This is a genomic window from Corynebacterium sp. LaCa_70 (assembly GCF_058182015.1).
In genome coordinates this window covers 1,359,297-1,381,066 of the sequence record NZ_CP190914.1, presented here as the reverse complement: position 1 = coordinate 1,381,066, position 21,770 = coordinate 1,359,297, and the positions used below count along the sequence as shown (strand labels likewise).

Annotated in this window: 17 protein-coding genes; 9 read left to right on the top strand and 8 right to left on the bottom strand. The window is 54.8% G+C overall.

Annotated features, from left to right (window positions below):
- Positions 1-104 precede the first annotated feature (104 nt).
- The 3 genes from ACP8MI_RS06285 to dapF are packed head-to-tail and all read left to right on the top strand — an operon-like array spanning position 105 to position 2,890.
- Positions 105-941: a hypothetical protein gene (locus ACP8MI_RS06285; protein ID WP_201810693.1), complete on the top strand. Its 837-nt coding sequence runs from the start codon at positions 105-107 to the stop codon at positions 939-941.
- 44 nt (positions 942-985) lie between these two features.
- Entirely contained in the window at positions 986-1,939 is a 954-nt protein-coding gene (gene miaA / locus ACP8MI_RS06280) for a tRNA (adenosine(37)-N6)-dimethylallyltransferase MiaA (protein WP_144736270.1), read from the top strand.
- Positions 1,940-1,984: 45 nt separating this feature from the next.
- Positions 1,985-2,890: a diaminopimelate epimerase gene (gene dapF / locus ACP8MI_RS06275; RefSeq protein ID WP_249606545.1), complete on the top strand. Its 906-nt coding sequence runs from the start codon at positions 1,985-1,987 to the stop codon at positions 2,888-2,890.
- A 109-nt stretch (positions 2,891-2,999) separates the two neighbouring features.
- Here dapF and ACP8MI_RS06270 read toward each other — a convergent pair whose 3' ends face one another.
- Positions 3,000-3,539, bottom strand: coding sequence for a hypothetical protein (locus ACP8MI_RS06270; protein WP_236588459.1), 540 nt, complete (start codon positions 3,537-3,539; stop codon positions 3,000-3,002).
- A 64-nt stretch (positions 3,540-3,603) separates the two neighbouring features.
- A complete protein-coding gene (locus ACP8MI_RS06265) occupies positions 3,604-4,428 on the bottom strand; it encodes a hypothetical protein (protein ID WP_018119709.1) in 825 nt (274 codons plus the stop codon).
- 79 nt (positions 4,429-4,507) lie between these two features.
- Between ACP8MI_RS06265 and hflX the strand changes: the two genes are divergently transcribed.
- Complete coding sequence (hflX, locus tag ACP8MI_RS06260) at positions 4,508-6,160, top strand: GTPase HflX (RefSeq protein ID WP_284589484.1); 1,653 nt, start codon at positions 4,508-4,510, stop codon at positions 6,158-6,160.
- Positions 6,157-7,443, top strand: coding sequence for a uracil-xanthine permease family protein (locus ACP8MI_RS06255; protein WP_018119707.1), 1,287 nt, complete (start codon positions 6,157-6,159; stop codon positions 7,441-7,443). Before hflX ends, ACP8MI_RS06255 begins: the two co-directional genes overlap by 4 nt.
- A gap of 73 nt (positions 7,444-7,516) precedes the next feature.
- Here the strand turns inward: ACP8MI_RS06255 and ACP8MI_RS06250 are convergent, their stop codons facing one another.
- Both ACP8MI_RS06250 and lexA read right to left on the bottom strand, forming a co-directional pair.
- On the bottom strand, positions 7,517-8,296 hold the full coding sequence (locus tag ACP8MI_RS06250; protein WP_144736277.1) for a DeoR/GlpR family DNA-binding transcription regulator: 780 nt from the start codon (positions 8,294-8,296) through the stop codon (positions 7,517-7,519).
- Positions 8,297-8,388: 92 nt separating this feature from the next.
- The gene (gene lexA / locus ACP8MI_RS06245; RefSeq protein ID WP_018119705.1) at positions 8,389-9,096 is read right to left on the bottom strand and encodes a transcriptional repressor LexA; all 708 of its coding nucleotides are present in this window, start codon (positions 9,094-9,096) and stop codon (positions 8,389-8,391) included.
- 237 nt (positions 9,097-9,333) lie between these two features.
- On the opposite strand from lexA, the gene ACP8MI_RS06240 reads away from it, so the two are divergent.
- Together ACP8MI_RS06240 and nrdR are read left to right on the top strand one after the other, a co-directional pair.
- On the top strand, positions 9,334-9,777 hold the full coding sequence (locus tag ACP8MI_RS06240; RefSeq protein ID WP_144736279.1) for a hypothetical protein: 444 nt from the start codon (positions 9,334-9,336) through the stop codon (positions 9,775-9,777).
- Between the two features lie 146 nt (positions 9,778-9,923).
- Positions 9,924-10,379: a transcriptional regulator NrdR gene (gene nrdR, locus ACP8MI_RS06235; protein WP_026167729.1), complete on the top strand. Its 456-nt coding sequence runs from the start codon at positions 9,924-9,926 to the stop codon at positions 10,377-10,379.
- Positions 10,380-10,423: 44 nt separating this feature from the next.
- Here the strand turns inward: nrdR and hrpA are convergent, their stop codons facing one another.
- Complete coding sequence (gene hrpA / locus ACP8MI_RS06230) at positions 10,424-14,488, bottom strand: ATP-dependent RNA helicase HrpA (protein WP_420703133.1); 4,065 nt, start codon at positions 14,486-14,488, stop codon at positions 10,424-10,426.
- Between the two features lie 167 nt (positions 14,489-14,655).
- On the opposite strand from hrpA, the gene ACP8MI_RS06225 reads away from it, so the two are divergent.
- Positions 14,656-15,648, top strand: a complete 993-nt coding sequence (locus ACP8MI_RS06225; protein ID WP_249605869.1) for a hypothetical protein — start codon at positions 14,656-14,658, stop codon at positions 15,646-15,648.
- Positions 15,649-15,699: 51 nt separating this feature from the next.
- On the opposite strand, the gene ACP8MI_RS06220 is transcribed toward ACP8MI_RS06225, so the two are convergent.
- Positions 15,700-16,683 (bottom strand): hydrogen peroxide-inducible genes activator, encoded by a 984-nt coding sequence (locus ACP8MI_RS06220; RefSeq protein ID WP_284589485.1) that lies wholly within the window; start codon positions 16,681-16,683, stop codon positions 15,700-15,702.
- 101 nt (positions 16,684-16,784) lie between these two features.
- Between ACP8MI_RS06220 and ACP8MI_RS06215 the strand changes: the two genes are divergently transcribed.
- Complete coding sequence (locus ACP8MI_RS06215) at positions 16,785-18,020, top strand: NAD(P)/FAD-dependent oxidoreductase (protein ID WP_239210817.1); 1,236 nt, start codon at positions 16,785-16,787, stop codon at positions 18,018-18,020.
- A gap of 84 nt (positions 18,021-18,104) precedes the next feature.
- Here the strand turns inward: ACP8MI_RS06215 and ACP8MI_RS06210 are convergent, their stop codons facing one another.
- Both ACP8MI_RS06210 and ACP8MI_RS06205 read right to left on the bottom strand, forming a co-directional pair.
- The gene (locus tag ACP8MI_RS06210; RefSeq protein ID WP_239210819.1) at positions 18,105-20,654 is read right to left on the bottom strand and encodes a DEAD/DEAH box helicase; all 2,550 of its coding nucleotides are present in this window, start codon (positions 20,652-20,654) and stop codon (positions 18,105-18,107) included.
- Between the two features lie 31 nt (positions 20,655-20,685).
- Positions 20,686-21,636 (bottom strand): PAC2 family protein, encoded by a 951-nt coding sequence (locus tag ACP8MI_RS06205; protein ID WP_049148906.1) that lies wholly within the window; start codon positions 21,634-21,636, stop codon positions 20,686-20,688.
- Positions 21,637-21,770 lie beyond the last annotated feature (134 nt).

Sequence of the window (21,770 nt, the reverse complement as noted above, 5' to 3'; positions counted from 1 at the left end):
CGGTTAGGCTATTGCTTGTGATCTCGCAGCAGCCAAATCCGTCAAAATCGCCAGGGCCTGGCTCAGCGTCAGCCGCCTCGATAGGTCAGATAAACGCGCATGGTATGGAGTATTTCTGTCAGCTGTGCGTGGTGCCAACGAGCCCAGCGCTTGTTGCGGAATTGGCTCCAGCCGATCCTGCAAGTGCTGAGATCCGTGAACACATCCGGGGCCTACTCACTGATCTCATCGAGAAGGACACGGCTGGTGAAAACACGGCTGGTGAAAATGCAGTCAGCGAGATCGTACTTGTTGGATCGCAGGATCCGCAGTGGCGGACAGCGCATCGCGGGAGTTTTCGGGCGTGGGGTGCTCCACAGGTTCAGCTTGCCGACGGCTACTTTCTCGCGGAACTCGTGCTGCGCTATCTGTGCGTGGAATGGGAGCATCTCATCAGTGCAAGCTATCCCAGCCTGGTGGAGCTGCTGACTTCGCATCGTTTAACTCCAGAAACGGTCGTGTTGTTGGGTATTGATGGGAGCGCGGGGTTGGGGCCACGTGCACCTTTGGCCGAGCTGCCAGCCGCACCAGCAGCCGATCGTTGGGCACGGGCCTTGTTGGACAGCGGCAGTGCTAAAACGAGCGCTAGCGCTAGTGTTGTGGATCATGACGCCGACGCATATTACGCACGAGATGGGGAAGCGGAACCTGCCGGGCGGTTGTCGGAAAAGTTTCTTGCGTTTACTGAGCCACCGAGCAGCCAGCAGCTGCAGGGCGCCGGTATCCGGGAACCGGCCTTGTGGCTCGAGTTAGCTTCGCTACATGCTGCTGGAGCATTGACACAGATGAAATTGCGTCATGCGGATATCAGCCATGGGGTAGCTCGCTATATTGCGACTGGGCAGATTATTGGGCGCACCGGTAAGAAAGGGGATGAGGTGTGCACGGACAGCCTGGAGTAGGTAGGGCCAGCAACGGAGGGAACAACGCTGACAAGGACAACCCCATGACATTAGATTCACCGGTGCAGGAGCCGATAAAAAGCAGTAGCTCTGGTCTGTGCCCGATTGCGGTCGTGGGGCCTACTGGTGCTGGAAAATCCGAATTGGGGTTGGCGCTTGCGCGCGAATTTGACGGTGAGGTGGTCAATGTTGATTCCATGCAGCTCTATCAAGGGATGGATATTGGAACTGCAAAACTCGCCCCGGAAGAACGCGGTGGTATTCCGCATCACCAGTTAGATGTTCTTACGGTCAGAGATACTGCCTCAGTGGCGGAGTATCAGCGTGCCGCCGTGGCGGATGTCGACGACATCTTGGCAAGAGGGAAAACCCCGATTATGGTCGGCGGTTCCATGATGTATGCCCAGGCGCTCCTTGATCAATGGGAATTTCCGCCAACGAAGCCATCCGTGCGCGATAAATATTATGAGCGACAACACAGGCTGGGAACGAAAGCGTTGCATGCTGAGCTAGCCGAGATTGATCCCGCTGCCGCACAAATCATTGAGGAAAATGACCCCAGGCGGATCGTGCGCGCATTAGAAGTCATCGAACTCACGGGTAAACCATTTCGCGCTAGTCAACCCGATAAAACTGCTGCTTACCGCTGGAATACTACTGTTTTTGGCTTGCGCGCTGATCCTGCGTGGTATGCCGAGCGTATTACATTACGCACTGCAACCATGTTTGCCTCCGGGCTTGTCGACGAGGTCCGCAATCTCATCGACGAGGGACTTGTGGCGGATTCCACCGCTGGACGTGCAATCGGTTATTCGCAGGTACTCGCGCTGCTTGCTGGCGAGCTGACAGAAGAGGAAGCTGAAGAACAAACGCTAATCGCGACGAGACAATATGCGCGACGGCAACGGTCCTGGTTTCGCCGTGATAAGCGCATCACGTGGTTGGATGCGGCGGCGGACCCTTATACCCAAGCCTTGCGCCAGCTAGACAAACGCTAGCCATTGCTTTAATCATGCGTAAACTGGGTGGTTGTGAACTTCCACATTGATTTTGCTAAGGGCCATGGCACCCACAACGACTTTGTCATCATCGATGATCCGAACAATCAACGGGATTTAACGGAAGACCAGGTGCGGGCGCTTTGTGATCGCACCGGTGGAATCGGTGCTGACGGAGTCTTGCGAGTGGTGCGTACACAGCATCTGATCCCACACGTGCCTGCGGCAGCGGATTCTGCTGCCACGTGGTTTATGGATTACCGCAATGCAGATGGTTCCATCGCCGAAATGTGTGGCAACGGTACCCGCGTATTTGCGCATTGGTTGTACCGCCAAGGCTACGAAACTACCAACCATTTTCTCATCGGTACGCGAGCCGGTGATAAGGCAGTCACCGTTGCCGAGGCAGACGAGCATGGGCGAGGCCCTGATAACCAGCAAGCAGTTGTCAGTGTCGAAATGGGGCACGCTGAGGTTACTGGCTTGTCGACGGCGCAGGTTGGGAAAGAAAAATTCGCTGGCCTCGCTGTAGATGTTGGCAACCCACACTTGGCCGTGGTAGTTCCCGGCTGGGAAGCCAAGGATATTGCGAACCTGGCACTTGAAGCGCCGCGTCTGGATGACGATTTTTTCCCATCCGGGGCAAACCTAGAGATAGCAACTCCGCTCGTCGATGGCACCACACACATGCGGGTGTTTGAACGTGGCGTTGGTGAAACGAAGTCGTGTGGCACCGGTACTGTTGCCACGGCGTGTGCTGCGCTCGCAGAAACAGGAAAGGCAGAAGGGACGGTGCGTGTCGTCGTACCTGGTGGTGAAGTGGAAGTAGAAATCCGTGCCGATGGTGCCACATTGACTGGGCCGTCGCGCATCGTGGCTCGCGGAACATTCACAATCGAACTCAATGCATACAACTCAATGCAGAATCAGTGCAATGAGACAGAGGATTAAAGCTATAGAGAATGAGATAGCCGGGGGATAAGACGGTACTGCTGGGCGAAGTAGTAGTGCCGACCCACGACGAGTTCGGTCATTCGGTCAATATGGCTGATTTAGGTTTTTATGAAGTCCCTGGTTTTCCGGGGCCTTGCCGGTGGGCAGCGCGACGGGCAGCTAGCCAATATTCGCGAAGCTTAGCGACGCGTTCATCAGAGATTCTCAATAAGCGCTCAAGCTGCCCGACACCTAAGTGGTGATTCGCTAGATGCGCATGCATTCGTTTGCGGTAGCGCTGCGCGGTGGAATATTCGTAATGAAAACGCTCGATATCGGGATCTGCACTATCAGTGTTTAACAGTTCTGGGCGATGGATGGTGCGATCTGCCAGATTATCTGGGTCGTGTGAATATGCGAATTCGTCGTATTCGGCGAGCACATCGTCGAGCTCATCGAGCGATAATTTTATTGAGGTGCGCAGCGCCTGCACTTCATTCGACGACGGGCGGGAAGCGAGATAAAACCAGGCGAGAACCGCAATGACTAGCACCAAAATAACGCCAGCGGATTTCAACCACCACCATGTCAGCAGGCTTGCTAACACGGCGGCGCAGATAATGCCGAGGCGCCGACGGGAAAAGCCGCCCGGAGTATTCGCTGCCATCGTCTCGTCCTGATCCTCGCGTTTAAGCGCTGTTATTCTTGGTTAACCATGCTGTACTAGAGAACTAGTGGCCGCCGCAACCACAACCGGAGCCACACCCGCCGGAATTGGCCGCAGAGCTTCCGTGGTCATGGCCGCCGCAGCCACAACCGCCGGAACCGCATCCACAGCCACCAGTCGGCGCCAAAATACTGGCTGTGAGGGTGCCTGCGCCGTGCAGGATTTCTCCCTTTTCCGGCAATTTATCCAAGCTTTCTGCTGGGATGCAGACATCCAAGGGGAACTCGGAATCGAGTACTACGTGATGAAATTCCTGGCCCGTAAGTTGATTGCGCAAGGTGGTTGATTGCATAACGCGACCCGAAAAAGTTGCAGACGCATCTGGGGCTTGGGCACCACTACCGGAGGAGATCACGGCAACGCCATGTGATTCCACAGCACCGAGTGGCGTCTCGGGGTGCTGGTGCTGCCAGTCCTCGGCGTCGACAGAAGTAGATGCTTCGTCGGCAAGGGCGGCTACGGTGAGTTGCTGCCATGGTTGGGCTGGCTCGTCGGCAAGCAACGGGCCTTGTGCCAAGTGAGCGGTGACTGTTTTCAGTGGCGCGCCCGACGGATCAACAATCTCGCACAAGGCGAGCACATCGTTGATCATCTCGACGTGGGCATACGTTTGGCTGAGGGAATTGAACCCGACGAAAGTAGAAAACGGCTCCACGGCCAAAATGTTGAGCTGTGCGCCGGAGGTGTCGTTGAATTGCACCAGTTGGCCGCCGCGGACCTCGCCGGTGACCATGAGCTGGTTGGTAGCAATCGCCGCCTCGACAGCATCCTGCCAATTGTCAAAGTGCATGCCGATTGCGGAAAGATTAGTCTGTTTCGTCGCGGTCATAATGGACTATTTTAGCGAATTAGCTTGTTCTGGGGAAACCTCGAATTATCGGGTATCGGCTGGCATAATGGGATACAAGATGACAAGAAAATCCTGGAATAATACTTCTGCAGGCCGCGAGAGCTCCCAACCTCATGAGGAGCTTCTGCAAGCGGCATTCAAAGATAATGAACCGCAGGATTCGCTGCCTATCAGCGATGCGGATTCTGCCTTCAGCTCAGCGCACGATTCAACTCACGATTCGCCTGATGCTGGAATCGACCAAACCAACTTCCACACGAGCGACAGCAACGTTCCAACTACCGGTGACATGGAATTGGCGGAGCGTAATGCGTTTCGTCGTGTCACGCGTGAGACCACCATCCGGACCGAGGACACTACCGATGGCTATGAGGTGGAATACCGAAAGCTTCGCCTGGAGCAAGTGATCTTGGTTGGGGTCTGGACCGAGGGCACTGTCGCAGAATTGGAAGCGACGCTGGAAGAACTGGCGGCGTTGGCAGAAACTGCAGGCGCCGATGTACTGGAGATCTTGTACCAAAAGCGGGACTCGCCGGATTCAGGCACATTCATCGGCTCGGGTAAGGTTCAGCAGTTGAAATCTCTGGTGCAGGAATACGGCGCCGATACTGTGATTTGTGATGGTGAGCTTAACCCCGGCCAGCTCACGGCTTTGGAACGCGAGCTTGATACCAAGGTCATTGATCGCACGATGCTGATTTTGGATATCTTCGCCCAACACGCAAAATCTAAAGAAGGTAAAGCGCAGGTTTCGCTTGCACAGCTGGAATACCTTTATACGCATACGCGTGGTTGGGGCGGTAGCTTGTCCCGTCAGGCCGGTGGTCGCGCTGGGTCCAATGGTGGTGTGGGTTTGCGTGGCCCGGGTGAAACCAAGATTGAGACTGACCGTCGCCGCATCCGCGCGGAGATGGCACGGCTGCGCAAATCGCTGGCGGGAATGAAAACCGCACGAGAGATAAAGCGGGCGCGTCGGCAAGATTCCTTGGTGCCGCAGATCGCGATCGCTGGTTATACCAACGCCGGCAAGTCGTCGTTGATTAATGCGATGACCGACGCCGGAGTGTTGGTGGAAGACGCGCTATTTGCCACGTTGGACCCGACCACCCGGAAGGCCCAGCTTGGCGACGGTCGCAGCGTCGTTTTCACCGATACTGTCGGATTCGTGCGACACTTGCCGACGCAGCTGGTGGAGGCATTCAAATCGACATTGGAAGAAGTCCTGGCGGCTGATCTCATGTTGCATGTTGTGGATGCGGCAGATCCATTCCCGTTGAAGCAGATCACGGCCGTGAATAAGGTGATTCACGATATCGTGGAAGAAACTGGCACACCCGCTCCGCCGGAGATCATTGTGTTGAACAAAATTGATGCGGCGGACCCGTTGGTGCTGGCTGAAGTTCGCCACGTACTCGATAACGACAATGTGGTTTATGTTTCCGCGAAAACTGGCGAAGGCATCGCCGAGTTAAGCGGCAGGGTAGAGCTATTTTTGAATTCTCTGGATACCCGCGTGGTGCTAGAGATTCCGTTTACGCGTGGTGATCTCGTCTCCCGGGTACATGAGTACGGTACCGTGCACAGTGAAGAATACACCGCAGACGGCACTGTACTTGATGTGCGTTTACCTGCAGTGATGGCCCAAGAACTTGCTGAGTTCGCATCCGATTACCAAGAGACTCAGGCTGCCAGCAATAATGTCTCAATGTGAGTACTTCGATTGGCTGGTCGCTACACGGTGACGGCAAGACAATAAACAAAGGCGCGGTGGTCGCGCCTGATGAGCGGCTTTCATGGCCCCGGACTATTGGCATCGGCATTCAACATGTCTTTGCGATGTTCGGGGCTACTTTATTGGTGCCGACTCTCACCGGGTTTCCGGTTAACACCACGCTGCTATTCTCCGGCGTGGGAACGATGCTGTTTTTGCTCATTACGCGCAACAAATTGCCGTCGTACCTCGGCTCGTCATTTGCTTTTATCGCGCCACTGATCGCTTCGCAGCAGCATGGCATTGCCGCCCAGCTGGGCGGGATTTTTGTTACCGGTATTGTACTGATGTTGGTGGGGTTGCTGGTCAAAATAGCTGGCCGGGGAGTTATCGATGCTGTGTTACCACCCGCAGTCACGGGCGCAATCGTCGCTTTGATCGGGCTTAATTTGGCTCCGACCGCCACCGAGAGTTTCCAAACCCAACCACTGGTGGCTGCGATCACCCTGGGCGTCATTGTTCTGGCTACGGTAGCTGGCCGCGGCATGATCAGCCGGTTGAGCATATTGATTGGGGTAGTCGTCGGATGGATTTTTGCGGCGGTAACCGGAAACGTCGATGCAGAAGCCGCGCAAGCAATCGAAGATGCACCGTGGGTGGGAATCCCGGAATTCCACACCCCGGAGTTTCAGCTTTCAGTGGTGCTGACGACGCTTCCGGTGTTGGTGGTGCTGATTGCCGAAAACGTGGGGCACGTGAAAGCAGTCTCCGCGATGACCGGACGCAACGTCGATCATCTGGCCGGTGATGCGTTGCTTGCCGACGGTTTAGCGACCACGTTGGCCGGTGGAGCTGGTGGCTCTGGTACCACGACGTATGCCGAAAATATTGGTGTTATGGCCGCCACTAAGGTATATTCCACCGCCGCGTATTGGGTTGCTGCAATCGCTGCGGTGGCGTTGGCATTCATTCCGAAGTTTGGTGCGTTGATTTTCAGTATTCCGGTCGGTGTTTTGGGCGGTGCAACATTGTTGCTTTATGGCTTGATCGGCATGTTGGGTGTGCGAATTTGGATGGATAATAAGGTTAATTTCAATAACCCTGTGAACCTGACGGCTGCTGCGATCGCGTTAGTAGCAGGTATCGGGAACCTCACCCTTCCGATTGGTCCAGTGGAGCTCGAAGGCATTGCTTGGGGTTCTGTGGGCATTATGGTGTTCTACCCAATTATGCGGTGGCTCTACGAGCGTGTTGGCGAAGGCCAAGGAACCCAGCACACGTAGCAGTAAGACGCAGAATCCACGCGCAGTAGTCGCGAATTTTCTGCAACGGCTAAACCGCTGGGTAAAACAATAGTTAGCGCTCTACGACGACTACTTCTACGCCGTGTTGTCGTACTGCGGTGACAAGTGAATCTGGTGCGGCAGAATCGGTGATTAAGACGTCGATATCTCGGATGGTGCCGAAGCTGACGAGGTAATCGCGCCCGAGTTTGCTGGAGTCGCACAGCACCACCACTTTATGAGCATTCGTCATGAATGCGGTTTTAATTGCGGCTTCTTGTGTATCTGCAGTCGATAACCCGTGTTCGACGGTAAGCGCGTCGGTGCCGATGAACGCTACATCGGCGCGTTTGAGCGCCAAGGAGCGTAGTGCTGTTGGACCGACGATCGATTGGGTCATGCTCCGGACCGTTCCGCCGAGCAAGTGCATGTTGTCTAAGCCGTAAGCAGCAAGGTTCAATGCGCCAGGCAGACTATTGATCACAATCTCTAGATTGGCTGCGCGCTCGGTTTGACCAAGAAAATCTGCTAAAGAATTATTTGTGGTGCCAGCGCCAATGAATACAGTGCCTTGCGTGGGCACAAATTGGAGTGCGGCGGTTGCGATGGCAAGTTTGGCCTCTGCGGCCGATCGGTTGCGGTCCGCCAGAGGAACTTCGGAGGTCTGGTAGTTATGCGCGGCACGTGCTCCGCCGCGGACCCGGTGCACAGCGCCGATTTCGTCTAGTGCCGCAAGATCTCTACGTATGGTTTCGGAGGTCACGGAGAACCGTTCGGCTAGTTCTCCGACCTTAACCCACCCGTCTACCGCGGCGAGCGAGGCGATATGGCGGCGCCGTTCTTCGGCGTACATTCTGCGTGCAGGGTCCTTTCTGCCGGTTGGGGTAACGTGAAGAGCGGATTAAATGCGCAGCTGCTGGAGCCGTTAGCGCCAGTTAAAGCTAGTTAAAGCTTACGCATAACGGAGACAACTTTGCCCATAATCTCGGCTTCATCGCCTGGAATCGGACTAAAAGCGTCATTGTGCGGCAGCAACCAGACGCCTGATGAATCCCGGTGAAATTCTTTTACTGTGGCTTCTTCGCCATCGAGTAAAGCGGCGACGAATTCCCCGACTTCAGCGACCTTTTGCGAACGCACCACGACCCAGTCGCCATCTAAAATGCCGGCATCTTTCATGGATTCCCCAACGACCCGCAGCATGAATAGATCACCGCCGCCAACAATCTCTTCTGGCATTGGGTAATAAGAATCGATGTTTTCTTCTGCGGTAATAGGTGTACCAGCAGCGATTCGGCCCAATGCCGGGACATAACAATAACCTGAGGCGTCGGTTGGTGCCTCTGGGTTTTCGGAAGTTTTGTTGGTGCTAGGGCGCTTGCCTGGCTTTTTGGTTTCGGGCATGTTGCGCACGATCATCGCACGTGGCTTATTGGGGTCGCGTTGGAGGAAGCCTTTTTCTTCCAGCTGTTTTAATTGGTACGCCACCGATGAGGTGGATTGCAGCCCCGCGGTATCTCCGATTTCGCGAATGCTTGGTGGATATCCGCGTAGCATCACCGCGTCGCGGATGACTTCCAGAATTCGCCGCTGCCGGTGGGAAAGTTGTTCAAAGGTGGGCTTCGGTGCTGAGGACGTGCGTGGACGCGGCATACATAGCTCCTAAGTCGAGTTGTTAGCAATTTTGTGACACATGATCACACTATGGTGCAATTCACATGCTTGGTACCGAACATACGTGAGAAATTACCTCTGCGTGGTAATGACGAGTGTAATGCAAGGATTAATCGAACACAATTACTAGTACTGCTCGTGGGTGTGACAGTCACCGCTTAGAGTGCTTTCAGATCGAGTACATAACTCATTCTGAAAGGAGCGTGAGCTTTAGTCATGCTGCACATTCACCAGCACCATCAACATCGCCATTGCCAACGCCAACCGCTGCGCCAGTCTCAGTATGGTGGTGACTGCCTGCAGAGCCAGCACAGCCTGTCGCGCTATCAACGCGTACGACCAGCGCAGGCCTCCAGCGGATCTGCGGGTATCACCACTCCGGCGGCTGCAGAGTGGGAGCCACAACCAGTCCGGGCGGGCACTGCGCAGGAAGTAATTTATGCTCTCCAACCATTGTCCTGCATCGCTGATTATGCGGACGATGGACAACGGAACTCTGCCACCGTAAACAGTGTGGACAACGATGAATTACCTATAGATGGTGCAGGGGCAGTGTCCCGTACGCCAACGTCCCATACGTCTGCAATTATTGTCTCGTACCTATTAGGTGCGATACTAGGGGTACTGATGGCCGGCGGCGTTCTGCTCGGGGCGAGCTAGCGCTGTCGGCGGGGGATGCGGTGGCGATCATGAGAGCACCCCCTTGCATCGCACTCTTCGCGTTATGATGCCAGAAATTTTACCGAGCATAATCTTTTCTACCGACTACATGCTGTTATATGCAGTGAAGGAGCATTGACGAGGCCGTGTACTGTCCATTCTGTCACCACGAACAGTCCAGAGTCGTCGATTCCCGTTTAGTTGATGGCGGTGTAGCCATTCGGCGTCGCAGAGAATGCACGCAGTGCCAGGGACGGTTTACTACTGTGGAAAAATCTGTGTTGTTGGTGGTCAAGCGCAACGGTCTGACAGAGCCGTTTTCTCGCGACAAGCTGATCCGCGGTGTGCACCGGGCATGCCAGGGCCGTCCGGTAACTGAGGACTCACTGAAGCGATTGGCGCAGCAAGTCGAAGAGACTGTGCGTGGGCACGGGAGCTCCCAGGTTGATGCCAACGCGATTGGCTTAGCCATCCTTGAGCCGCTGCGAGAACTCGATGAGGTTGCCTATTTGCGTTTCGCCTCGGTGTATAAGTCCTTCGACAGTGCACAAGATTTTGAGTCTGAAATCCGGCTGATGCGCCGCCGTGAGCGCGAAGACTAACTGGTGCGTAAGCCCAATCACGTAACCCCAATGATGTAAGCCAGTTAGGAATTTTTCCCCAGGCTGTCCACTGCCTTACGAATCCGACGGGCAGAGACGGGATGTGCCGTGCCCAATCGCTGGGCAAACAAGCTTACTCGTAGCTCTTCAATCATCCAGCGAACTTTTGTCACCTCGGGAGACTTTTCCGCTCCTGCAGGCAGGCGCCGGAGACGATTACGGACATATGCCAGACAATCGTCAATGACGTCTTGCCGTTCACCGTCTTTGTCTGGGTTAGTGGCCATATCGTCTAATCGGATCTCCATAGCTTGCAGATATCGCGGTAGATGGCGCAACTGTGAGATCCCGTGGATACTGATTGCACTTTTCGGCAATAAGAATTCCAACTGGCCGCGCATATCATCAATGGCGGGACCTTCCCAGTTTTCCAACTCGTCGGCAAGCTTGGAATAGCGCACCAAACCCGGAGCCAACGTGACCACTGCTTGCCGCACCTCGCGCGGTAGCTGCTGACCGATGGTGCTTTTCAGCTTCTCGAATTCAGCTGGGCTGCGCACCGGACCACCGTGTGCCACCAGCAAGTCTCGTAACGCAGCAATGCGTGCATCAGAGACCAAACCATCGGCACCACCATGAGGATAATGATCCACGGCCACGCGTTGCTGCAGGGGTAAACCATTGACCATTTTTTGAGTATTCACAGTTAAATTACGCAGCAATAGCGTCAACGTGGCGGTCATCATTGCTGAATCTGCTGCAGCACGCGTGGGGTAGTACTGCACAGACAATCCGCGCTCGCTCATTGTCAAGGCAGGATATGCTGTGACAGTGTGCTGATCAACCTCGTGTTCAATCGTTTCGGGGATTGTCCCCAGGTTTTCTGCCGTCCAGGAAGCTACGTAGGTGCGCGCCGATTGCTGTTGTGGTCTCGCGTGTGATTCGTTTGGAGAGCGCTTGTGCGTATCCCGGACCTTATTTTCGACTTTCTTGGTGATAGAAGCACTAATTTTGCCCGCCTGGCGCTTCTGCAAGGCGCGGAGATCTTTATCATCATCGATGATATTTCCACGCTTATCGATGGCCGCAAATGTCATCTTCAGGTGCGACGGCAGTTTTTCCCACGAAAAATCGGTGGCGTTAATTCCGCGTGCACCTAATTTTTGGAAGGCCCCAGCTACCTGCTGCAACAGATCAGATTCGTAGGGCAACAAGTGCTCCATGGCCCGGGCAGCAAAATCAGGTGCGGGCACCAGGCTGCGGCGCAGTGCTTTGGGTAAGCCACGAATTAACTCGGTAACCAATTCCTCGCGCAGACCAGGAACTAGCCATGCGAATGGTTCTGGATCAATGCTGGCCAACATCGGTACTGGAATGTTGACCGTGACGCCGTCGCGGCGGTGTCCAGGCTCGAACATATAATCCAGCTCCAAGTCCAGGCCGGCATGACGCCAGTGATCCGGAAAATCCTGTTCTGTGACAGATTCAGCCCCGTCAGTGAGCAGATCAGCCGGGTCAAAATCTAATAGATCTGGTTGTGTGCGGCGGGCTTTTTTCCACCAACCATCGAAGGCTTTCGAGTGGGTAACAGAATCAGGCAACCGTTGATCATAAAATTCGAACAGTGTGTCTTCATCCGCGATGATGCCGCGCCGACGAGCCTTTTCTTCGTATTCACCCGCTGCAGACAATTTTTCTAGATTGTCGTGGAAAAATTTGTGGGACGTTTTCCATTCCCCGGCAATCAATGCGTGCTGGATAAACATGATGCGCGCAGCTTCCGGGTCCACGCGGTGATATGAGATGGTCCGGTCAGCTATGATCGGCACTCCGTACAGCGTGGAGCGTTGCGTTGCCATCGCCGCACCGCGTTTATACGACCAGTGCGGATCCGAGTAGTGGTGCTTGAGCAATGAGTGGGCGGCGGTTTCGACCCACGCTGGCTCGATGGCGGCGACCCCGCGTGCGAATAGTCGTGAGGTTTCTACTAATTCAGAGGCCATCACTAATTCTGGTGGCTTTTTCGCTACCCCGGAGCCTGGAAAAATGAGGAACTTCGTACCGCGTGCTCCCTGGAATTCTGCAGAGTCGCTGATGCGTGCACCGATATTAGATAACAACCCGGTGAGCAGCGCACGGTGCACTGCAACAGAATCACCGGCGAACTTTCCATCGGCCATTCTGACACCGCCGCGTTGGCCGTCAGACTCACCAGAGAGAGTCCACCGCATATCACGAGCGATATCTTGCAATTGGCGCACCAAATCAAACCATTCGCGGATACGCATGAAGTGCAAAAATTCTTCTTTCATGCGTTTGCGGAACTGGTTACCTGATAACTCTGCTTTCTGTTCCGTGATGTAGCCCCACAAAGAAAGCAGGCTCAAAAAATCACTCGTGCGCGAACGAAAACGAGCGTGGGCTTGATCCGCCTGTTGTTGGTGCTCCAGCGGGCGTTCGCGCACATCTTGCAGAGTCATTGCTGCAACAAGAACTATCACTGGCTGTAAACATTCGAGTTTTTCTGCTTCCACCAGCATGCGCGCTAAGCGGGGGTCTACCGGTATACGAGCAAGCTGCTTACCAATCGTGGTCAATCGTGGGGCGGTATCAGCGGATCCAGATGATCTGTGAGCTCCATGAGATCCGGCAGGTTCGATCGCATCGAGTTCGTCGAGAAGCACCAGGCCATCGCGGACTGCTTTCGGCTCCGGCGGTTGCACAAACGGAAAGTCTGCCACAGGGCCCAGCTTGAGCGAGGACATCTGCAAAATGACACTGGCCAAGTTGGTCCGCAGAATCTCTGGATCGGTAAATTCCGGGCGGGAAGCGAAATCTTCTTCGGAGTACAGGCGAATCGCGATACCGTCGGCAATACGTCCGCAACGCCCGGCGCGTTGGTTGGCACTAGCTTGTGAGATCGGTTCGATTGGGAGGCGCTGCACTTTGGTGCGCGTGGAGTACCGAGAAATACGCGCTGTACCAGTATCAATTACATAGTGGATCCCCGGCACCGTCAGTGAGGTTTCGGCAATATTCGTCGCCAAGACAATTCGGCGCTTGGAATGCGGTGCAAAAACTCGGTGTTGTTCCTGATTCGATAACCGCCCAAACAGTGGCACGATTTCTACCCCGCGCCACCGCTTTTTCTCTAAGGCATCTTGGGCATCCCGGATGTCTCGTTCACTGGGTAAAAAGCACAAGATATCACCGCTGCCTTCGGCCAGAAGCTCCTCCGCCGCAGTACACAAACCATCTACTGGCTCAATAGCTACCGTTTTGCCATCGACGTCGATTTCCAGCGGCCGGTAGCGCACCTCTACGGGATAGGTGCGGCCGGACACTTCGATGATGGGCGCAGGTTGGTTCGTGTGTGGGTTGCGGAAATGTTCGGCGAAACTTTGCGGATCGATGGTTGCCGAGGTAATTATCACCTTGAGATCCGGGCGCTGCGGCAAGAGGCGTTTGAGGTAGCCCAAAAGGAAATCGATATTCAAGCTACGTTCGTGGGCCTCGTCGATGATGATGGTGTCATAAGCGTAGAGCTTGGGATCGCGCTGCAGTTCCGCTAACAAAATACCGTCCGTCATGAGCTTGACGGCGGTGTTCTTGCCGACGCGATCGTCAAAGCGAATTGCGTAACCGACAGATTCACCGATGCTTTGGTCCAGTTCATCGCTAATGCGTTCGGCGACGGTACGCGCAGCCAAACGACGCGGCTGTGTATGCCCAATTAGGCCCCGGCGGCCGCGGCCTAACTGCAAACAAATTTTGGGAATCTGGGTGGTTTTACCGGATCCTGTCTCGCCAGCAATAACTACCACTTGGTGGTTGTCGATTGCCGTAGAAATCTCGTCGACGCTGCGGCTAACCGGTAATCCCTCGGGAAAGTCAATATCTGGGAGCCCTTGTTCGATCGCCGGGATAATTGCGGCAGCTTTGTCCAAGTCTTTCGCTATTGCGCGCAGTGCTTTGTCCGCTTTTGCCTTGGACAGGCGCCGACGAAAACGGTGTTGATCGGCATAGCGTAATTGGTCGAGCCGTGTGTACAGCTCACGCTTATGTGGAGCGTCAGCGTGGGAATCGGAATTCATGGGTGTGGAATTCATGGATGCGGAATTTATGGATGTGGAAGTCTGCTGAGTGGGGTGATGTGAATTAGTCATGGTGATAGCCCTAGTTTAACCGTCGCCATTCTGGTAAGCCTAACTCTTAGTACCAACCCGGTACCATGATTAACGGTAATCATTTTCGTCAGAAAGACAGGTGCGTCACGATGACAACTCCTCCGCATGGTCGTAGCTCAGATGACGACGACCAGGACAACAACAATCCCTCGCAGCAGCCGTATTATCCGCCGAGCGACCACCCAGAAGATCGGTCAGACTTCGGCTATCAAGGCGCAGAGCAGGCAGCTTATGGTGCCTATGGAGACCCCAGTGAAAATAGTGGCCGTCACGCTGCAGGCGACTATTCGCAGTCTGAAGTGAATCCCGGAGTGGCGAAAGGCACTGGCAAGATCAACATTTTAGCAGCAGTGTCCTGGGGCTTTTCTACCACTTTCCGCAACGCGAAGCTGTGGATCGTGTTGGGACTGATTGGTCTGCTGGCGATTATCGGATCAGCCGCGATTTCCTTCGGGGTACTGGCCGCGACCACCGACTTCGATGCTGCTAACGAACAGGAGCTGCAATCGTTCGGGGGCGCAAATGCTGCAAGCAGCATGGTGGGGTTGGCTATCGCGCTGATCAGCTTGGTATTGACGCCGTATGTTTATCGTTTGGCGTTGTTCCAGGTCGACGACCCTGCAACAGGGTGGGGCCATTTATGGAAAGACACTCCACTGTTGCGAACCTTGGGGGTCCTGATTGTTGCCGCGATCGTGAACGGAATCGTGTATTTGTTGACGATGGTGCCTCTTAATCAGGCCTTGGAAGACTTGGTAGATCCCGATCTCAGCGTTTCTGCATCCGCGGTGCTTTTCACGGTGCTGGGGTTCGTGGTGATGCTCATTTGGTCCGTGTTGAGCATGTTCATGGCATGGGCAGCAGCCAGCGGTCAGTTCGGTTTTGGTGAAAGCCTGAAAACCGGATGGAATATCGGAAAGGGCAATTTTGGAAAGCTCTTGTTATTCGTGATCGCATTCCAACTCATCGCTCCACTTGCTATTCTGCTCACGTTCTTGCTTGGCATTATCGTCATCTTCCCGGCGTATACCTTGATGCTTGCACACATGTTCCGCCAGGCAGTTGGCACCGCGCCTCACTAGGAAGTCACTAGACAGTCACTAGGCAGGCAACCAAGCAAACAACGAGAACAGCTAGCGCAGCGACGCGCGGCGCTCGGCGCGGGAGACTTGCAAATCCTGCGCGCGATCGACCGCCTGGTGATATGCCCGCTGCAAAATTTCACCGAGAGCGGCAAAATCGTCGCCACGAGAACTTGAGGCGCGATAAACCAAACCAATGGTGCGCTCCGCCTGCACGTGATCTGCGAAATTCGCGACCGACAACCCTGGCTTGCGGCACTCGGCATCAAGCGCGGATTCCGGCACTAACGTGGCACCAAACCGCGCGACCACCAATTGCATAATCGTGGTCAGTGACGCAGCTCGAGTGACCCACGAGTTTTGCGATTGTGGCTGCCGATCCACACGCCGACACAATTCCAAAATCTGATCACGCAAACAATGGCCGTCGTCAAGCAACAATAATTCGACCGAGTGCAAAGCATCTAAGCTTAAGTCCGCACACCCAGCTAACTCATGATCCTCGTTGACCACTAAAGCCATATTCTCTGTGTACAAAGGCCGCTCTACGAATGCAGAGACATCAGCCGGCAAAGCGATCATTGCGACATCAATCGCGCCTTCACGCAATTGCTGTAATAAATGAGCGGTTTGCTCCTCTACGATATGGAGCGTCAGCTTTGGATACTCCTCCGCAGTCGCGCGCAAGACATCAGGCAAAATATACGGGGCAACAGTAGGGATGATGCCAAGGGTGAGCGGCCCATCCAACGTGCCTGCAGAACCGCGTGACTCCGTGACGAATAATTCTGCAGCTTGCAATGTCGCCAATGCATAGGGCAGGAGTTGTTCGCCGGCAGCGGTGACAATAACTTTTCGGGTGGAGCGCTCAATGAGCTGAACCCCTAATCCCTGTTCCAACGTCACCAATGCCTGCGACAGTGAAGGCTGCGAGATGCCTAACTTTGTGGCTGCGGTACCGAAGTGTCTGTTCTCGGCAACCGTCGCAAAAGTGCGCAGCTGTGACAGCGTCGGACTAAACTCCTTATTAGACATAACTATTAGTTTATCGAATAACTAAGAATTCAGCTATCAATGGAGCGTCTCGGGATGCACTACCATCTGCACTACAGGGCAATTTAAAGACAGAGGATTATATGACTCATGCAATCGTAGTCGGCGCCGGAATGACCGGGCTGTCGACAGCATGGTATTTGCAAGAACACGGCTTCGACGTCGAAGTCATCGACAAAGTTGGCGTGGCCGGCGGCGCATCGTGGGGCAACGCAGGTTGGCTCGCGCCGGGTAAAACCATCCCGCTGGCAAATTCCGGTTTGTGGAGCTACGGCCCGACCGCGTTGTTGGACAAAGACGCGGCGTTGAGCGTACCCACACGGATTGACCCGAAATTGTGGTCGTTTGTCGCCCAGTTTATGGCGCGCGCAACCCAGCGAGCATGGGATAAAACCATGGCAGCACTGACCCCCATCGATAAAGCTGCGCTAGCTGCCTATGATGAACTGGTCGACGGCGGTGTTGATGCCGTGACTCATAAGGAACCGATCATCGCGGGTTTCGAAAACGACAAAGAAGTTGCCGGCGTGATCGACGAGATTGCGGGCGTGGTACGCCATGGTCAAGACGTTCCCTTCGAACAACTTACGCGCGCTGAAGCTACCCGATATGCATCGATCTTTTCCGAGCGCGTCGAATCCTTTTATAAGATCGGCGGACAGCGATTTATCGAACCGCAGTATTTCTGTCAGGCAATCGCAGAGGCAGTCACTGCCCGCGGCGGGGTGATTACCACCGGCGTGGAGGTCACTGACGTGCAATCCACCAGGCAGCCGATCGTGCAGCTGTCCACCGGTGAGTGGAAAACTGCTGACGCGGTAGTTATCGCTACTGGCGCGTGGTTATCGGGCTTAGCCAAGAGCTTAGGTGTGCGCACCATGGTGCAGGCCGGACGTGGATACTCTTTTACCGTGAAACCAGAAGCAGAAACCAAATATCCGATATATCTGCCGGAAAAGCGCGTGGCTTGTACACCGGCCCCAACCCGCGGTCGTTTCCAAATCGCTGGAACCATGGAATTTCGTGGACCGGATGAGCCGTTTCAGCCCCGGCGCATAGAATCCATCATTGATGTCACCGCCCCGATGTTTACCGGCATCGACTGGGACGACATCGAAGATGCCTGGGTGGGTTCCCGGCCAGTAACCCCAGATGGATTGCCACTCATTGGGCGTACCCAGGTGCCAAATGTATATACGTGTGGCGGCCATGGCATGTGGGGAGTGGTGTTGGGGCCGATCTCCGGTAAATTGCTGGCCACACAGATTGCAACGGGCGAAACTGATCCCATCCTCACACCGTTCGATCCATTGCGCTAGAGGCATTCTTGCCCCTGGGTGGGGCTGTTTTGTCGCCGTAATCGGGTGAGCCCCTAGCAGTGGTGCATCCGTCCCAATGGCGGTTTAACGCTCGATGCGTAGATCCCGAAGCCGAACCTCGCCGGCAGCATCACTGGCATCGAGATCTACCGTTGCCACGAACTGGAAGTCGTTATTTCCTTCCGGGTCTTTGATGATTTGCCGCACCGGCCACAAGCGGGAACGGGCGGAGGCATCCAGGTGGAAAAATTCTGGTCCGCGCGCTTCTGGGCCGGTATCCAGGTCGGTATATTCCTCGAAGTAATCGTCGAGGGCATCGCTGATATCTGGGTAATCTTCCAGATAATCCAAAAGCTGTTCGAGCCGTTCTTCCCGCTCTAGCGCAAACAGCTGCACTAGGCGGAACATGTAATTGCGCACCATGATTTTTAGAGCACGCGGATTTGCGCTCAGGGCAGTCGGGTCTTCTACACCGAATGCTAGTTCGTGATCCACACGTTCCTGGGAGACTGGTGCGTTATCATCAGTCATCGTGGCCCATTCGTCGACGAGCGAAGAATCTACCTGTTGGATCAGCTCGCCGAGCCAGACGATGATGTCGGAAAGCTCCTCGGTCTTAGCCTCTTCTGGTACCGAATGGCTCAAGGTACGCCACGCATCAGTGAGGTAGCGCAGCACTACGCCCTCGGAACGCGCTAGGCCATAAGTAGCGATGAGGTCGGAAAAAGTCATGGAGTTTTCGATCATGTCGCGCACGACGGACTTCGGAGAGATATCGAATTCGCGGGCCCACGGGTGTCCCTGACAATAGGTGTCAAACGCGTCGTCAAGTTCTGCACGTCGTGGCATCGGCCAGGTAATTTCCTCGACGATTTTCATCCGCTCGGTGTAGTCGACGCCTTCGGCCTTCAGCGCGTTAATTTCTTCGCCGCGCGCAAAAGACTGCTGGGCTTGCAACAACTGGCGCGGATCGTCCAAGATCGCTTCGAAGGTAGAAATAATATCCAACGTGTAGGTCGGTGAGTCCGGATCCCATAACCCGACGGCAGCCAGAGCGAATGGGGCAAGCGGCTGGTTGAGTGCAAAATCGCGCTGCAGTTCCTCAGTCAGGTGGTAGCGTCGATCGTGTTCGTCGGTGCCGTTGTTAGTGGTCGGCTTGTCGACGATTCCCGCGTTGCGTAGCCCACGAAACAGGGAAGTGGCCGCCAGAATCGACTGATTTTGCTGGGCCCGGGTGTCGTGGTTCGTGCGAATGAGATGCTTCATGTGTTCGTAGAGATCGCCCGGACGCGCGATGACGTTCAACAACATCGAATTGCTCATCTGGAACTGACTGCTCAGCGGCTCCGGTTCCGCATCGATGAGGCGTTGGTAGGTTTTTTCCGACCACGAAACTTCACCATCCCGCGGGGCTTTTTTCTTGAGCTTCTTCAGCTTTTTCGGATCATCGCCTGCTTTGCGACGCATCTTAGCGTTTTCGATCTCGAATTCAGGTGCCAGCACAACGACGGTGCCTTCGGTGTCATAGCCGGCACGCCCAGCGCGGCCTGCGATCTGGTGGAATTCGCGGGATTTCACGATGCGCTCGCGCCTGCCATCGAACTTTGCCAATCCGGTCATCAGCACGGTACGGATTGGGATATTGATGCCCACCCCGAGAGTGTCGGTGCCGCAAATGACTTTCAGCAAACCAGTTTGTGCAAGTTTTTCCACCAGACGACGGTACTTTGGCAGCATACCCGCGTGATGCAAGCCAATGCCGCGGCGCACCATCTTCGATAGCTGTTTGCCGAAAGTTGTACTGAACCGGAAATTTCCAATTTCGTCGACCATGCGCTGTTTTTCTTCCGCGTTCAAAAACGAGGTTCCGGTTAACGATTGCGCTTGTTCAGTGGCTTTACGCTGGGAAAAATGCACCACATAGATCGGTGCCTTGTTGTCTTCGACCAGACGAGAAATCATCTCCTCGACCGGCACGAATTCGTAGCTAAAGGACAACGGGACTGGCCGGGTAGCGCCAGAAACCACAGTGGTGGTGCGCCCAGTACGCTTGGTGAGATCAGCCCGCAGCCAATCCACATCACCGAGAGTGGCCGACATCAAAATAAACTGTGCTTGCGGTAGTTCTAGGAGAGGAACTTGCCAAGCCCATCCGCGATCTGGTTCGGAGTAGAAATGGAACTCGTCCATCACCACCTGGTCAATCCGGGCATCCTTGCCGTCACGCAACGCAATATTCGCAACAATTTCCGCGGTGGCGGCGATAATCGGGGCATTGCCATTAACCGTGGCATCACCAGTCATCATGCCGACGTTTTCCGGGCCGAATACCCCGCACAAGGCGAAGAATTTCTCGCTTACTAACGCTTTAATCGGGGCAGTATAAAACGACCGCTTGCCCTCCGCCAGGCAGAAAAAATGCGCGGCGGTGGCAACCATGGTCTTGCCGGAGCCCGTAGGCGTCGACAAGATCACGTTATCTCCAGCTAAAGCCGCGAGACTGGCTTCTTCTTGAGCGGGATAAAGCGAGATATTTTTCTCTCGAGTCCACCGCAGGAAGGATTCCCAAATGGATTCTTCCAACAAAGAGGAAGGTACTTCGGAGAGATCTGGGACTACGTCGTTGAGATTCACAGCCTCCACCGTAGTCGATGTGCCACGACGATTAATCCTTGTCAGAATCACCCGCGTCTGGATTGTCTAAGGAATCAAGGAATTGCTCAAATGACGCACCGATTTCATCACCTGTCGGCATATTTTGCTCACCTGGCAAAATCGCTTGGGGGTTTTGCTCACGGTAGCGCTCCAGGCCTTCGTCGAATTGTTCTTCTAAGCCTGCGACCAGCGACTGGACCTCGTCGGCTTGCGCGACTTGTTCCTCTAGTTGATGGCTGATGCGTTGGATATCGTATTCCAAGCTGCCCAGCGGGAAATCCAATTTGCTTACGCTAGCTACCGATCGCAACAAGTTATAGGTTGCAAGTGGGTACGGCGACGAAGCCAGGTAGTGCGGTACATGTGCAGTATAGCCAGCCACATTGCGTCCACGCTTGTGCAATGCGCGTTCCAAATATAAGGCCGCGGAGCCAGGAACCATTAATTTTTGATCCCAGGAAACTAGGCGGTCGATCAGCTGCTGGGAATTTCCGTGGCCAGAAATCGTCATCGGGCGGGTGTGCGGCACAGTCATCGGCGCAGCGTACAGACAGATAGTCTGTTCTACGTCCAATTTTTCGACCAGGTCAGCGACAGCCTCAGTGAAGCCATTCCACCGTAGGTCTGGTTCTGGGCCCGACAGCAATAAAAATGGTTTGCCTTGGTTATCGCGCAAAATCTTCATGTCAATATCGGTGTCATCGATTTCGACGGGCTGATTGTTCGCGATAGTCACCGCCGGGCGCCGCGAGCGGTAATCAATCAATTCATCAGAATCAAAGGTGGCTACTGGTCGATGATCCAATGCCGAAACGAGGTGGTCAGCCGCAGCCTCCACTGCCATGCCCGCATCCGCATATCCATTCAACGCCACCACCAATGTGGGGCGGTCGCCAGATTTACTTCCCATATCTGGTGCTGGGTATTCAAGCTCGTACATGTCGCGTGCATCGTCGTACATTGGCGCACCTCCTCATTGCATTCTATCGCCGATGACATACCAATGGCACGTCAGTGGGCCTCTTGTGTATCAACAGCCGTCGATGCCAGCTTATTCCCTGTGCATTCGAACGGATTCGTGATCCTAATCTGGAT